Source organism: Microbulbifer mixtoriginis (SeqCode) (assembly GCF_052467945.1).
The window spans coordinates 83,740-96,453 of record NZ_CP174328.1 but is presented as its reverse complement, the minus strand read 5'-3'; the positions used below and the strand labels follow the sequence as shown (position 1 = coordinate 96,453).

Sequence of the window (12,714 nt, the reverse complement as noted above, 5' to 3'; positions counted from 1 at the left end):
ACTGATTTCAACGACCCTTTTGGCCCCGCCCTCCAGCGGGGTTTTTTTATTTCTGTCGTTAAGTAGGAATCAGAGTAAAAAGTGGATGACCGCTAATTACATACCGGTCCATTATTAATAAGGACTTAATTAGAGAGCACTATAATTGTTCTCTCGGGGCCCTTATGCAAAGAAGCCCCTGAAACAAGCAGGCTCACTCTCTCCTCAAATGACTGAAAAAGGCCACAATTTCTAGGGCTCCATTTCCATCAAAATCCCCGGTAATTCCTTACAGTTCGCACTCTCCAAATGGAAAACACTCGGCTGATGCCCCTCTACGTAACGGTGCTCCAGATTTTCACCCGTGAGTAAAAGCAGATATTCAGACTTGATCCAAATATCCCCCGACCGGTACTCGGTCAACCATAACAGTGAGGGCAGCCCCTCATAGCAATAGCCGTAAAACATGCGGGTTTTTTCTACCAGCTTTTTCGTCATATAGTCGAGATACCTACCCGGATAGGTATAACGATCACCATCTGACTGATTATTACCAACTACTTCACCCGGCCTGGCAATACGTCGTATATATATCGCTAGATTCTCATCGCAATCAATGCAGTGGCGCCCTGCCACTATTGCGTATCCATGCAGCTTCGCAACTAGGCGAACCTCCTTGAGGTCTGCATAAAGCTGCTGTTGGGCAAGTGGCACCAAGGGGTCGGCATGGAGGGGAAGGAGCGGGATCTGCAAGCAGACCATGATAAAAATACCGCGCATTATCATGGGGAAGGCAACCGCTGGTTTGGTAGCACCGCCGGAGACAAAAGCTCCACAGTTGCCTCGCGACGGCGCTGTGATTGGGGTGTGCTGTCACACAGTCGCGATTCCCTTCACCATAACCATAGCAGTTATCGGCATATTGGGCGCAAAGAGCCGCCTCCCAGGACTACCGGGAAGACATCCACCAGCAGCAGATGCACTTTGAGGTCACAGCAAAACTATCTACCAGCCGCCATCCGCTTCTTGAACAGGGCCGACAAAAGTAGAGATGCCCTCTTCCCGCAAAGCGTCCAATGCTTCCTCAAGGGCATCCTGCTCTGTCTCAAAGGCATCCTCCCACACGGTGGAATTGTTATTCTCATCGACAATTTCGAGCAGCCAACCGCCCTCACCATCCTCGAATATATCGATTTGCACAGATACCTCGCCCTCGCGGTAGATCTGGCTCAATTCTGACTCTTTCGGTGCAAATTCTTCGCCCATGGGGTTCACCTCGCTATGACCCTGAAAATTCGGCCAGAACTTTGACAAGTTGCGGCTCCCCGGTCAACAAATATTGTTGTGCTGGGACAACAGCTGGAGCGCTTGCTAAATGTACGACAAGCTGTTTTTTTTGCGATAAAATGCGCGGCGATTTTTTCTGCCCCGGATTTACGCTCCGGACTGCATTTAAGGAAGTACCATGAATCAATTCGTTGTCTGTGCACTCTACAAGTTCGTCACTCTGGAGGACTTTGAGTCTCTGCGCACTCCCCTGCTTGACGTTATGCTGGAAAACCAAGTGCGCGGCACCCTACTCTTGGCCCGAGAGGGCATTAACGGCACTGTTGCTGGTTCCCGCGAGGGCATCGACACCATCCTCGCCTACTTGAAATCAGACGAGCGCCTTGCCGAGCTGGATTACAAGGAGTCCTACACTGGCGAGATGCCGTTTCTGCGCAGCAAGGTCAAATTGAAGAGAGAGATTGTCACTATGGGCGTAGAGGGCATTGACCCCCGCCGAGTGGTTGGCACCTACGTCAAACCAAAAGACTGGAACGCCCTAATCAGCGACCCGGAAGTCGTTGTTGTGGATACCCGCAACGACTATGAATTCCAGGTGGGTACTTTCAAAGATTCTCTCAACCCCAATACCGAAACCTTCCGAGAATTTCCCCAGTACGTCAAAGAGAACCTGGATCCAGCCAAGCACAAAAAAGTCGCCATGTTCTGCACTGGCGGTATCCGCTGTGAAAAGTCCACCGCCTATTTAAAAGAGCAGGGCTTTGAAGAGGTTTACCATCTGCACGGTGGCATCCTCAAGTACTTGGAAGAAGTACCCAAAGAGGAATCTCTGTGGGAGGGTGAGTGCTTTGTTTTCGATGAACGCGTCACCGTCAACCACGATCTGGAGCGAGGCCAGTACGATCAGTGCAATGCCTGCCGTATGCCTATCACCAAGGAGGACCAGCAGTCAGAACAGTTTGAGCAGGGAGTTAGCTGTCCGCATTGCTATGACAAAGTGAGTGACGCCGATCGCCACCGCTTCCGCGAGCGCGAGAAGCAGATTCAACTGGCGAAAAAACGCGGGGAAAAACACATGGGACAAGATGCCCGTGAAATGACTACCGCTAAACGCCTGCAGAAAAAAGAAGAGCGGCGCCGCCAGGCGGAAGCTGAGCAGGCCAAAGCCCAGTAGTCGTAGTAATCAGCGAAATCCTGGCCTGGGAGCGCCCTTGATCTGGGTGAGCCAGGCCTCAGCCTCAGCTTCGGCAACGAATTCCCGCGAGCTATGCCGGCACAGGCAGGTGCCGTCGGTCGACAGGGGGGAAGTACAGCGGTTGCGCGGATGTAAAACGGCAATATAAGCGCAGCGCAACACCGGGTGCTCGGCTATAAAGCTGGTGAACTGCCGCTGCTCCTCCAGGGTAACCCTCGTGCGCGCATAGCGCATATCCAGTAATACCCGCAAAGGTACACGGTGGCGGTACTTTTCTACCAATCGGGCAGCCGCCTCCATTTTTTCTGCAAATCCCACGGGTCCATAAAATAAAACCCGCGCTATACCCCCTATCGGTCGATAGCTTATATTAAAATTCATGGATGAAAGCACTCGCGCTTTTGTCTTTGTTATTTTTATCGACTACAGCTACTGCAATGCCTGATGTATGCCCTACCTGAGACCAATAACACGGTGGCCACCACAGGTTTGCACTCCTGATATTATTGCCCTCGGCGCAGGAAGTCTGTACCACGCAACCGAGTGTTATCCACGAACCGACTAAACATCTCCCGGTATATTCCGTGGATTATCGCGGCTTTTCTGATTATCCGAGTTGTCCCTCCAATAAAAGAAAATCACATAAATACCTTGACGATTGCCAGAGGATATTCAGCAGGAATACTTACTCTTTTTACCGCAGAGGCTGAATTCGAGCAGTCATAGGCAAAACTGCCATAAGTATCTACAGAATAAATTGGGTCTGTTAAAAAAATACTAAAACCCTGACGATTAACTCGGCAGCGTACCAATAATGGCTAACAGGCACACTAGCGCGAGCGAAGGCGCCGTAAATACAAAATCGCAATAAATAAATTATTTAAAGACCCATTTTTCAATGGCTCAACTGCGAGCCATCAACACAAGTCATTATTACGAATCTTTACAGAGACATGAAAAGCCTGCGTTAAATTCTGGCTTATCAAGATTGAGCGCTCCTGCAAAAACGAAATTTCACAGAGGCGCCCGAAGGAGTTCAATATAGGGAGTTTTGCCCCTTTAAAAAACCACAAAAAATAAAAAGTTAATGCTTTGTGATCAATATCGCGGTTGGGTTCAACTAATTTCGATTTCCGGCAGTTCCTCGTCGCTGCTGGCATTCAACCAAACCTGGGCTGCAGCTTTGCGGGCAATTTCCCGGTAGAAACCGGCAATTTCACCCTCGGGATCTGCGGTTACACTGGGGCGACCACTGTCGATATCGGCGCGAATTTTCTGTGCCAGAGGCAATTCGCCAAGCAGGTGGGTATCGTATTCCTCAGCGATACGCTCACCACCACCTATGCCGAAAATCGGCTCACTATGGCCACACTTGGAACAGGTATGAAGGGCCATATTCTCAACAATGCCAAGCACTGGTACCGACACCTTGCGGAACATCTCCACGCCTTTGATAGCATCCTTCAACGCCAAATCCTGTGGTGTAGTCACAATCACCGCACCAGCTAAAGTGGTTTTTTGTGCCAAAGTCAGCTGGATATCGCCGGTACCCGGGGGCATATCCACAATTAAATAATCCAGCTCTTCTTTGGCATCACACCAAAGTGTTTGTGTGAGAATTTGATTGAGTGCACCACTGGCCATAGGGCCGCGCCAAACTGCCGGGGTATCCTCAGTCATCAAGTACCCCAAAGACATTGTCTCGATACCTAATGCATCCACTGGCACGAAGAACTTCTGTTCCTTCACATGCGGGCGGACCCCTTCGGTACCAAGCATGGTGGGCAGGCTGGGACCATAGATATCCGCATCAAGTAACCCGACCCGCGCACCCTCTGCTGCCAGCGCCAAGGCCAGGTTCACGGCTGTGGTGGACTTGCCGACGCCACCCTTACCAGAAGCAACTGCGACAATATTCTTTACGCCACGCAATGGCTCTGGAGCGTTGGCCGATGAGGTGGCAGGGATATCGCTGAATAATTCAAATTGCAAGCCGTGGCCGCCTAGGGGACCACTCTTCATCAGGGGCTCACAGGCCTCGGTAACCCGCTTGCGCCAATGTACTTCCTGGCTTGCGCAGGGGTAGCCGAGGGTAATACCGACGTACACGGTATCATCTTCGTAGCCCACCTCAATATCTGCATCCAGTTGATCCAGCGGCAGGCCACTGGCCGGGTCCTGCAACTGACCAAGGCACTCTGCCAGACGCTCCAGTTCGGCCTGCACTTCCTTTGATAACTCTTCATGATCGTGGTGGTGATCGCTCACGGTATCTCCCTCTAGGTGCTTCTTGTCAGAACCGCATTGTGTCGGATGAAGCGGCCCAGCGCCAGCGACGGGCTCAATCCCGACCGCTTTATACACGAGCATGGCCCACACCTCCCCGGCATAGTACAAATCTGCTATATTTCGCCGTCTTTTGACGATCTCCGGCCACTCCAGCGGAGCCTCCGGCCGCAACCCCACAGCGATGGAAAAACCGATGCCCGATACGCGCAAAATCCTAGTCACCAGCGCACTCCCTTACGCCAACGGCTCCCTGCACCTGGGCCACATACTCGAATATATACAGACCGATATCTGGGCGCGTTTTCAGCGCTCCCGCGGTAACGACTGCCTGTACATCTGCGCCGATGATGCGCACGGCACCGCAATCATGCTCAAAGCTGAGCAGCTGGGTCTGACACCGGAGCAACATATCGCCAATATGCAGGCGGAGCACGAGCGGGATTTCGCCGACTTCCTAATCGGCGTGGACAACTACCACTCCACCCACTCGGAGGAGAACCGCGAGCTGTCCGCTATGATCTATCGCCGCCTCAGTGAAAATGGCCACATCGCTTCGCGCACCATCACTCAGGCCTTCGATCCGGAGAAACAACTCTTCTTGGCGGATCGCTATATCAAGGGCACCTGCCCCCGTTGTAGCACTCCCGATCAGTACGGTGACAACTGCGAGGCCTGTGGTGCCACTTACAGCCCCACGGAGTTGATTGATCCAGTGTCCGCCATCTCTGGCGCCACGCCGGTGGAAAAAGAGTCAGAACACTTCTTCTTCACTCTCCCCGCCTTTACCGAGTTCCTGCGCAACTGGACCCGCTCCGGAACCCTGCAAGATGAAGTGGCCAATAAGCTGGCCGAGTGGCTCGAGGAGGGGTTGCAGGAGTGGGACATCTCTCGCGATGCGCCTTACTTCGGTTTTGAAATCCCCGATGCGCCGGGCAAATACTTTTACGTATGGCTGGACGCCCCCATCGGCTATATGGCCAGCCTGAAAAATTACTGTGATAAAAATGGTAGCGACTGGCTCGATTACTGGAAAAAAGACAGCGATGCCGAGGTATATCACTTTATCGGCAAGGATATCGTCAATTTCCACGCCCTGTTCTGGCCGGCCATGCTGGACTCCGCCGATTTCCGCACCCCCAACAAGGTGTGCGTACACGGCTTCCTCACCGTAAACGGCAAGAAAATGTCCAAGTCCCGCGGCACCTTTATTAATGCCCGCAACTACCTGGACCACCTGAGCCCGGAATATTTGCGCTATTACTTCGCCGCCAAACTCACAGCGGGCGTGGATGATCTGGACCTCAACCTCGATGACTTTATCGCCAAGGTAAATTCCGACCTGGTGGGCAAAGTGGTCAATATCGCTTCACGCACCGCCAAGTTTGTCAGTAAGGCCGGTGGCAAGCTCGCCACCGAGCTAGCCGATGAGCAGCTGTGGAATCAATTTGTCGAGGCCGCACCGCGTATTACCGATTACTACGAGCAGCGCGAATACGCACGCGCCATGCGCGACATTATGGCCCTGGCCGATGCCGCCAATGCCTGGATCGCCGACAAAGCGCCCTGGTCCCTTGCCAAACAGGAAGGCACTGAAGCCGAAGTACTGGCGATTTGCTCTCAAGGTGTAAATATGTTCCGCGCCCTGATCACCTGGCTGGCACCGGTACTACCCAATACCGCGCAAAAGGCAGCGGAATTCCTCAACAGTGAACTGGATTGGACCCAGGCCACCACACCGCTAGCGGACCACGAGATCAAAAAATTCAAACCTCTGCTACAACGGGTGGAAAAAACCCAGGTAGATGCGGTGATGGAAGCCGCACAGGAATCACTGGCCCAGCTACAGGCTGAAGTCAAAGCGGCCAGTGGCCCGCTGGCAGAAGACCCTATCGCCGAGCAGATCCAGTTCGACGATTTTGCCAAAGTGGACTTACGTATCGCCCTGATCGCCAAGGCGGAACACGTCGAGGGTGCCGGCAAACTGCTGTGTTTGACATTGGACCTGGGCGGAGAGACCCGCCAGGTATTCGCCGGTATCAAGAGTGCCTATGCGCCGGAAGACCTGGTGGGCAAGCACACCGTTATGGTAGCTAACCTAGCGCCGCGCAAAATGCGTTTTGGCGTGAGTGAAGGCATGGTGCTGGCCGCCGGTCCAGGCGGTAAAGACCTGTGGATTCTCGAACCCCACGCAGGTGCCAGGCCCGGTATGCGCGTAATGTAATTTATTTTGGAGGTGGGCACTGTCCACCTTAGCGCAGCGATACCGCAATTAAACCGGCACATACCAGCCCCACGCCTAACAGCTGGGGTCTGTGTGCCGGTTCTCCCAACAACCAGATAGCAAATCCCACTCCCAACGGAATACTGAGCTGGCGTAAAGCGACCACGTAGCTCACATTTTCCGTCATCGTCATCGCCAGCAGCACCAGTCCATAAGTCGCTCCCATCATCAGGCCGGTCAAGATACCAACCTTCAAATCCCGCAGATTTTCTAATAATTGTCCGCGCCCCACTCGACTCATACAGCCACATAGTAACCAGACTCCACTGACAAAAAACTGCAAGCCCAAGTAGCTATACGCCACCACCGCTGGTGTTACCGCGTCGCCAAGTGCCTCTTCCAAATAAAGCAGTGCGCCCTTATCCGCCAATGAATATCCCACCGTACCCAGTGCCGCTACCAGAGCCCAGGCGCAGTCCGCTCTCCAGTACACGCTCCAGTGCCATTGACGAAAATACACCAGCGGCACCAGCAAACAGCCGATCGTCACCAACAACATGCCCAGCCAGGCTTGCCAGGGCAGAATCTGCCCCAACAGCACCGTTGCCAGCGCCACAAGGAGTACCGGCAGAGCCCGTGCGATGGGGTAAACCAGGCTGATATCAGCGCGCTGATAGGCCAATGCCAGCCCTCCCATATAAATCATCTGAAAAAAACCGCTGGCCAGTAACAACAACCAGAAAGCACGCGGCAGTGATTGAGCCTGTAACAGGACCCAGAGGCCAAGGGGGAGAAGTAGTAGACCCACACTGAGGGTGGCGATACAGAAAAAAGCTGGGGAGGGGGTGCGGGATTTTCCCAGTAAATTCCAGCCCGCGTGAAGAAATGCAGAGATTAAAACCAATGATGCTGCAGTTATCGATATTCCCATAAAGGCCCTCTTCATTTGTGACAGAAAGGCCCGTAAACAAACCGTAGCCAACCCTACAAGATCTGCAGCCGTCCTATAAAAGCCATTGCATTCGACCTCTGCTGACGTAGCATGCCGCTATCTCACACAGGAAATTGAGGAGATTCCATGCGCGGAGTATTTCTGGACGCAATGACCATGAAACTTGGGGAGTTGAATATACAGTCCCTAAAAAACAGTCTAGATCATTGGGATTTCTATGAGACCACCTCAGCCAAGCAAACCGCCGAACGTATCGCCGATGCGGACGTAGTTATTACTAATAAAGTGGTTTTGGACCGCACGCTTCTGGAGCAGGCCCGCTCTCTCAAGCTGATCTGTGTGTGCGCTACAGGCACGAATAATATTGACCTGCAAGCCGCACAGGACTTGGGTATTCCCGTGCGCAACGTGCAGGGATACGCCGGCGCTTCGGTACCACAACACACCCTGGCACTAATTCTCGCCCTCGCTTCCCGCTGGCATCACTACCATCAGGACGTCATGACCGGCCGCTGGAGTCAGTCGGAAATTTTCTGTTTACTCGATCATCCTGTCGTAGAATTAGCCGGTAAAACCCTGGGAATAATCGGTTATGGTGAATTAGGGCAAAGGGTCGCCAAACTGGGGGAAGCCCTGGATATGCAGATTTTGGTGGCGGAATCCTTCAGTGGAGAAAAACGCGCTGACCGGTCACCACTGGCGCAACTTACAAAGGAATCCGATGTAATCAGTCTGCACTGCCCCCTCACGAAGCAGACGGAGAAATTGATCGATCGCGATTTTATCGCCAACATGAAACCCGGCGCACTGTTGATCAATACCGCGCGGGGCGGTTTGGTGGATGAGGAGGCCGTAGCCGACGCACTGCGCAGTGGAAAGCTTGGCGGCGCCGCACTGGATGTTTTGAGTGAAGAGCCCCCACAGGCAAGTCACCCCCTACTGGCCACTGATATTCCCAACCTGATTATCACGCCTCACAACGCTTGGATCAGCCGTGAGAGCCGCCAGCGCTTACTTGATGGTGTGGTAAACAATATTGAGGCCTGGAAGCGGACACTCACACCATAAATGCCATCAGCCCCCTGTAGAGACACCGATCAATAGCGATATAACTAAATTCACCAAAACAGTTCGGAGTTATTTTTTATTACCCTAAATAAAGAGCCAATGCTCCTGTGAATTGATTGCTGCGACTATAGAATTCTGCGGCAATCATCCCCTGAAAAGGAGCAACCCGATGGCAACTGCAAGATCTCCACATAACTCCAGCAGGGATAAGCTGCAACAGGCCTATAATCTCGCAGGAGAGGCCGCTTCTGATGCTGCTGAAAACCTGAGACAGAGAGCGAGATCTTCTGTCCAGCAACAGAGGCAACGCGCTTCAGATGTTATGGAAAAAGCGGAGTCTTCCCTGCGGGAAAGACCGATCCTCGCAGTCGGCTGTGCTTTTGTGGTCGGCTGGGCAATCGCCAAGCTTTTTAAATAAAGCCAAAGCGTTTGCCTTTTTAACCGGTAAGGAAACCGCCGATGGGCAATGGAGAAAAACGCCAGGGAACTGACCAGAATTCCGACCCGACCGCGCAACAGCGCGGGCGGGACGGTTCCGCTGAAGGCAGCGGTAACGGTGATAGTAGCGACACTGGCGGCAGTTTAGAGGAGACTATGGCTCGTGTTGAAGCCACTCTCACTCTTATAACTGCATGGATGGGTAATATTCAGCGCTTATTTCAGCTAGAGCTGGAGAGAACTCTAACAGCCGGAAAAAGGCTGATTATTCTGCAGTTGATGCTGGTACCTCTGGGAACCGCACTACTCGTCAGCCTTTGCGGTGGCATTGGTTTGATTGCCTACTATTTTAGCCAATCGATCTATATCGGTTTCCTTGTATTTGTACTGATACAAATTGCCCTTTTCCTCGGTGTGTTGCTTTATCAGCAAAAGCTGCGCCCTCTGCTGGGATTTGAAGAAACCAAACGGCAGGTAAAAGAGGCCCTACAAGATGTCGCTGAGACAATTAAATAGAGAAATTACACAATGCCGTGTGGACGCTGAAAAACAGCGCCGCAGTACGTTGCGTTTGTTTGATCAACAGCAAAGGCAAGTCAACCAGCAGCTGGGCAAAATTCCTATAGTGGCCATTCTCGGCGTCGCTTTTGCCGCCGGCTTTATTACCGAAAAACTCTGGCAGCTGCCACACACCTCACAAATCATTCAATTCGCACTCTCTATGCGCGCCCTATAATCTATTTCGCTAAAGCTAAATAAGCAGAGAGACAACCATCTCACCCTGGGCGTGCAATAGAAAAAACTGCCATTCAATACTGCTCAGCTGTCTTTTTGCGCCATTTTGTCCTGGGTTTTTTCCTCAAAATCACTGGCGTCATGGCGTTCATGGAGCTGCTTACTGGGATCCCCCCAGGTGCGGTTCACCATACGCCCACGCTGTACCGCCGGTCGCTGTGCAATTTCATCCGACCAGCGCACAAGGTGTTTGTAACTCTCGGTCTGCAGGAATTCGCTGGCATCATAGGCCTCATTACGGATCAGGGCTCCGTACCAGGGCCAGATGGCTATATCTGCAATGGTGTATTCACGCCCAGCGATAAACTGGTGCTTAGCCAGTTGCCGGTCCAATACATCCATCTGCCGCTTTACTTCCATGGCAAAACGATTGATGGGGTACTCCAGTTTCTCGGGCGCATAGGCATAAAAATGCCCAAAGCCTCCACCGAGATAGGGCGCCGCCCCCATCTGCCAAAACAGCCAATTGAGAGTCTCGGTACGCTGCTCCGGTGTATGCGGCAGAAAGGCGCCAAATTTCTCTCCCAGATACAGAAGAATTGATCCGCTTTCAAAAACCCGAATTGGTGGTGTCGTACTATGGTCCACCAGGGCTGGGATCTTTGAATTCGGATTGATATCCACAAAACCACTGCCGAATTGCTCACCCTCAGTGATGCGAATCAAGTGGGCATCGTATTCCGCCCCTTCAACCCCCAGTGCCAGAAGCTCCTCCAGCATAATCGTAGCCTTGGCACCATTGGGGGTTCCCAGGGAGTACAGTTGCATCGGGTGCTTGCCCCGAGGTAATTCTTTATCATGGGTGGCTCCCGCTATGGGGCGGTTAATTTTGGCAAACTGCCCACCACTTTCCGCATCCCACTTCCAAACCTTGGGCGGAGTATAGGGTTGATCCGGCATTACAGAGCTCCAACTGGTGTTACGGGTTAATCCAATAGAGATAAGGGCATACTCCCCGAGAGTAAAGGGTCGCGCCAATAAATCCATGGAAACCTTAAATCGCCTCTCGTAAGCATCGCGCACTAGCCCAGAGGTACCAACTATTCTCAAAGCCAGAACCTAGCTTGGCGCCTTGCAGGGGTCCTCTGCTGCCAGAAGATCCCCGACTGAGTTGAAGGCCCCCCGCGACTCACCCATAATACCGGCCCTGCGCGACATTCGACGGAGCCCCAGGCCCTCTGCCTCTCACCGGGGCACCTCGACTCCGCCAAGGCGCTAGCATCATTTTGTTCCTGGGCTTCAACCGGACCTGATATGACCGAATTTGCAGTCATCCTGCTCAGCACCATCCTGGTCAACAACTATGTGTTGGTGCAGTTTCTTGGGCTGTGCCCCTTTATGGGTGTCTCCAACAAACTGGAGACCGCCGTGGGTATGGCCGGCGCCACCACTTTTGTACTCACACTGGCCTCAATCTGCTCTTACCTGGTGAATACCTATTTGCTTGAGCCCTTTGGCATCGAATACCTGCGCACTATTTCCTTTATTCTGGTGATCGCGGTAGTGGTGCAATTTGCCCGTATGTTTATCGAAAAAACCAGCCCACTGATGTACAAGGTTTTGGGCGTTTTTCTGCCGCTAATTACCACGAACTGTGCCGTACTGGGCGTAGCGCTGCAAAACACCATGAAGGCCCACACATTTATACAGTCCACCCTGTATGGCTTTGGCGCCGCGGTAGGTTTCTCCTTGGTATTGATTCTTTTTTCCTCCATGCGCGAGCGATTGTTTGCCGCGGATGTACCGCTGCCATTTCGCGGGGCCGCTATTGGCATGGTCACCGCAGGGCTGATGTCCCTGGCATTTATGGGCTTTAGCGGTCTGGTATAGGGTTACGTGATGCTGGACTGGATTTCTGAAATTTCCTCCCCTCTGCTGGTACTCGGCGGTATGGCTCTGGTGTTTGGCGCCCTGCTGGGATTTGCCGCCATTCGCTTTAAGGTGGAGGGGGATCCTCTGGTAGAACAGGTCGATGCCCTGCTGCCGCAAACTCAGTGCGGGCAGTGTGGCTATCCCGGTTGCCGTCCCTATGCCGAAGCAATTGTGCATGGAGACGCCATCAACAAATGCCCCCCAGGCGGTCAAGCCACCATCAACGAGCTGGCCAACCTGCTGGATATGGAACCCATGCCCCTGGATGCAGAGCACGGGGTCGAAGATGTAAAAAGAGTGGCCTTTATTCGCGAAGCCGAATGTATTGGCTGCACCAAGTGCATTCAGGCCTGCCCGGTGGATGCCATCGCCGGCGCAGCCAAATATATGCACACCGTAATTGCCGACGAATGCACTGGATGCGATCTCTGCGTAGAGCCCTGCCCCGTGGATTGTATTGATATGGTGCCCGTAGATATGCCGCTACAAGATTGGCATCCACAAAAGCCCGAAGACGGTATCCAGCTGATTGCCACTGACCGTCGCCCGCAGCAAACAGATCAACGGGGAGGTGCAGTTTGAACCCCGAAAATGAAAACCGCACAGCGCTACAGGAAA

Annotated in this window: 14 protein-coding genes; 8 read left to right on the top strand and 6 right to left on the bottom strand. The window is 52.9% G+C overall.

Annotated elements, in window-relative coordinates:
* Window positions 1-231 precede the first annotated feature (231 nt).
* Both ACJJIJ_RS00405 and ACJJIJ_RS00400 read right to left on the bottom strand, forming a co-directional pair.
* Window positions 232-765, bottom strand: coding sequence for a hypothetical protein (locus ACJJIJ_RS00405; RefSeq protein WP_444899067.1), 534 nt, complete (start codon window positions 763-765; stop codon window positions 232-234).
* Window positions 766-984: 219 nt separating this feature from the next.
* A complete protein-coding gene (locus ACJJIJ_RS00400; protein WP_252084598.1) occupies window positions 985-1,245 on the bottom strand; it encodes a hypothetical protein in 261 nt (86 codons plus the stop codon).
* A 199-nt stretch (window positions 1,246-1,444) separates the two neighbouring features.
* Between ACJJIJ_RS00400 and trhO the strand changes: the two genes are divergently transcribed.
* On the top strand, window positions 1,445-2,440 hold the full coding sequence (trhO, locus tag ACJJIJ_RS00395; protein ID WP_444903875.1) for an oxygen-dependent tRNA uridine(34) hydroxylase TrhO: 996 nt from the start codon (window positions 1,445-1,447) through the stop codon (window positions 2,438-2,440).
* Window positions 2,441-2,449: 9 nt separating this feature from the next.
* On the opposite strand, the gene ACJJIJ_RS00390 is transcribed toward trhO, so the two are convergent.
* Window positions 2,450-2,842: a hypothetical protein gene (locus ACJJIJ_RS00390; protein ID WP_444938358.1), complete on the bottom strand. Its 393-nt coding sequence runs from the start codon at window positions 2,840-2,842 to the stop codon at window positions 2,450-2,452.
* Window positions 2,843-3,577: 735 nt separating this feature from the next.
* Window positions 3,578-4,729, bottom strand: coding sequence for an iron-sulfur cluster carrier protein ApbC (apbC, locus tag ACJJIJ_RS00385; protein ID WP_252085959.1), 1,152 nt, complete (start codon window positions 4,727-4,729; stop codon window positions 3,578-3,580).
* Between the two features lie 214 nt (window positions 4,730-4,943).
* On the opposite strand from apbC, the gene metG reads away from it, so the two are divergent.
* Window positions 4,944-6,971, top strand: a complete 2,028-nt coding sequence (metG, locus tag ACJJIJ_RS00380; RefSeq protein WP_444938357.1) for a methionine--tRNA ligase — start codon at window positions 4,944-4,946, stop codon at window positions 6,969-6,971.
* A gap of 28 nt (window positions 6,972-6,999) precedes the next feature.
* Here the strand turns inward: metG and ACJJIJ_RS00375 are convergent, their stop codons facing one another.
* Window positions 7,000-7,902: an EamA family transporter gene (locus ACJJIJ_RS00375; RefSeq protein ID WP_444938356.1), complete on the bottom strand. Its 903-nt coding sequence runs from the start codon at window positions 7,900-7,902 to the stop codon at window positions 7,000-7,002.
* 147 nt (window positions 7,903-8,049) lie between these two features.
* Here ACJJIJ_RS00375 and ACJJIJ_RS00370 point away from each other — a divergent pair, with 147 nt between their 5' ends.
* The 4 genes from ACJJIJ_RS00370 to ACJJIJ_RS00355 all read left to right on the top strand — a co-directional run bounded on the left by ACJJIJ_RS00370 (window position 8,050) and on the right by ACJJIJ_RS00355 (window position 10,165).
* Window positions 8,050-8,991 carry a D-2-hydroxyacid dehydrogenase gene (locus ACJJIJ_RS00370; protein WP_444938355.1) on the top strand — a complete coding sequence of 314 codons (942 nt, stop codon included), beginning with the start codon at window positions 8,050-8,052 and terminating at the stop codon, window positions 8,989-8,991.
* Window positions 8,992-9,160: 169 nt separating this feature from the next.
* Complete coding sequence (locus tag ACJJIJ_RS00365) at window positions 9,161-9,409, top strand: hypothetical protein (RefSeq protein WP_444938354.1); 249 nt, start codon at window positions 9,161-9,163, stop codon at window positions 9,407-9,409.
* Between the two features lie 41 nt (window positions 9,410-9,450).
* Complete coding sequence (locus ACJJIJ_RS00360) at window positions 9,451-9,945, top strand: hypothetical protein (protein ID WP_444888032.1); 495 nt, start codon at window positions 9,451-9,453, stop codon at window positions 9,943-9,945.
* Window positions 9,923-10,165 (top strand): hypothetical protein, encoded by a 243-nt coding sequence (locus ACJJIJ_RS00355; protein ID WP_444938353.1) that lies wholly within the window; start codon window positions 9,923-9,925, stop codon window positions 10,163-10,165. Before ACJJIJ_RS00360 ends, ACJJIJ_RS00355 begins: the two co-directional genes overlap by 23 nt.
* A gap of 83 nt (window positions 10,166-10,248) precedes the next feature.
* On the opposite strand, the gene yghU is transcribed toward ACJJIJ_RS00355, so the two are convergent.
* A complete protein-coding gene (gene yghU / locus ACJJIJ_RS00350) occupies window positions 10,249-11,124 on the bottom strand; it encodes a glutathione-dependent disulfide-bond oxidoreductase (protein ID WP_444885955.1) in 876 nt (291 codons plus the stop codon).
* 354 nt (window positions 11,125-11,478) lie between these two features.
* On the opposite strand from yghU, the gene rsxA reads away from it, so the two are divergent.
* Both rsxA and rsxB read left to right on the top strand, forming a co-directional pair.
* The gene (gene rsxA, locus ACJJIJ_RS00345) at window positions 11,479-12,054 is read left to right on the top strand and encodes an electron transport complex subunit RsxA (protein WP_444883780.1); all 576 of its coding nucleotides are present in this window, start codon (window positions 11,479-11,481) and stop codon (window positions 12,052-12,054) included.
* 9 nt (window positions 12,055-12,063) lie between these two features.
* Entirely contained in the window at window positions 12,064-12,678 is a 615-nt protein-coding gene (gene rsxB, locus ACJJIJ_RS00340) for an electron transport complex subunit RsxB (protein WP_252084588.1), read from the top strand.
* Window positions 12,679-12,714: the final 36 nt, after the last annotated feature.

What these genes read in the sequence shown, in the direction of transcription:
- ACJJIJ_RS00405 (WP_444899067.1), bottom strand. Translation starts at nt 765, where the DNA reads ATGATAATGCGCGGTATTTTTATCATGGTCTGCTTGCAGATCCCGCTC.
- ACJJIJ_RS00400 (WP_252084598.1), bottom strand. Translation starts at nt 1,245, where the DNA reads ATGGGCGAAGAATTTGCACCGAAAGAGTCAGAATTGAGCCAGATCTAC.
- trhO (WP_444903875.1), top strand. Translation starts at nt 1,445, where the DNA reads ATGAATCAATTCGTTGTCTGTGCACTCTACAAGTTCGTCACTCTGGAG.
- ACJJIJ_RS00390 (WP_444938358.1), bottom strand. Translation starts at nt 2,842, where the DNA reads ATGAATTTTAATATAAGCTATCGACCGATAGGGGGTATAGCGCGGGTT.
- metG (WP_444938357.1), top strand. Translation starts at nt 4,944, where the DNA reads ATGCCCGATACGCGCAAAATCCTAGTCACCAGCGCACTCCCTTACGCC.
- ACJJIJ_RS00375 (WP_444938356.1), bottom strand. Translation starts at nt 7,902, where the DNA reads ATGGGAATATCGATAACTGCAGCATCATTGGTTTTAATCTCTGCATTT.
- ACJJIJ_RS00370 (WP_444938355.1), top strand. Translation starts at nt 8,050, where the DNA reads ATGCGCGGAGTATTTCTGGACGCAATGACCATGAAACTTGGGGAGTTG.
- ACJJIJ_RS00365 (WP_444938354.1), top strand. Translation starts at nt 9,161, where the DNA reads ATGGCAACTGCAAGATCTCCACATAACTCCAGCAGGGATAAGCTGCAA.
- ACJJIJ_RS00360 (WP_444888032.1), top strand. Translation starts at nt 9,451, where the DNA reads ATGGGCAATGGAGAAAAACGCCAGGGAACTGACCAGAATTCCGACCCG.
- ACJJIJ_RS00355 (WP_444938353.1), top strand. Translation starts at nt 9,923, where the DNA reads ATGTCGCTGAGACAATTAAATAGAGAAATTACACAATGCCGTGTGGAC.
- yghU (WP_444885955.1), bottom strand. Translation starts at nt 11,124, where the DNA reads ATGCCGGATCAACCCTATACTCCGCCCAAGGTTTGGAAGTGGGATGCG.
- rsxA (WP_444883780.1), top strand. Translation starts at nt 11,479, where the DNA reads ATGACCGAATTTGCAGTCATCCTGCTCAGCACCATCCTGGTCAACAAC.
- rsxB (WP_252084588.1), top strand. Translation starts at nt 12,064, where the DNA reads ATGCTGGACTGGATTTCTGAAATTTCCTCCCCTCTGCTGGTACTCGGC.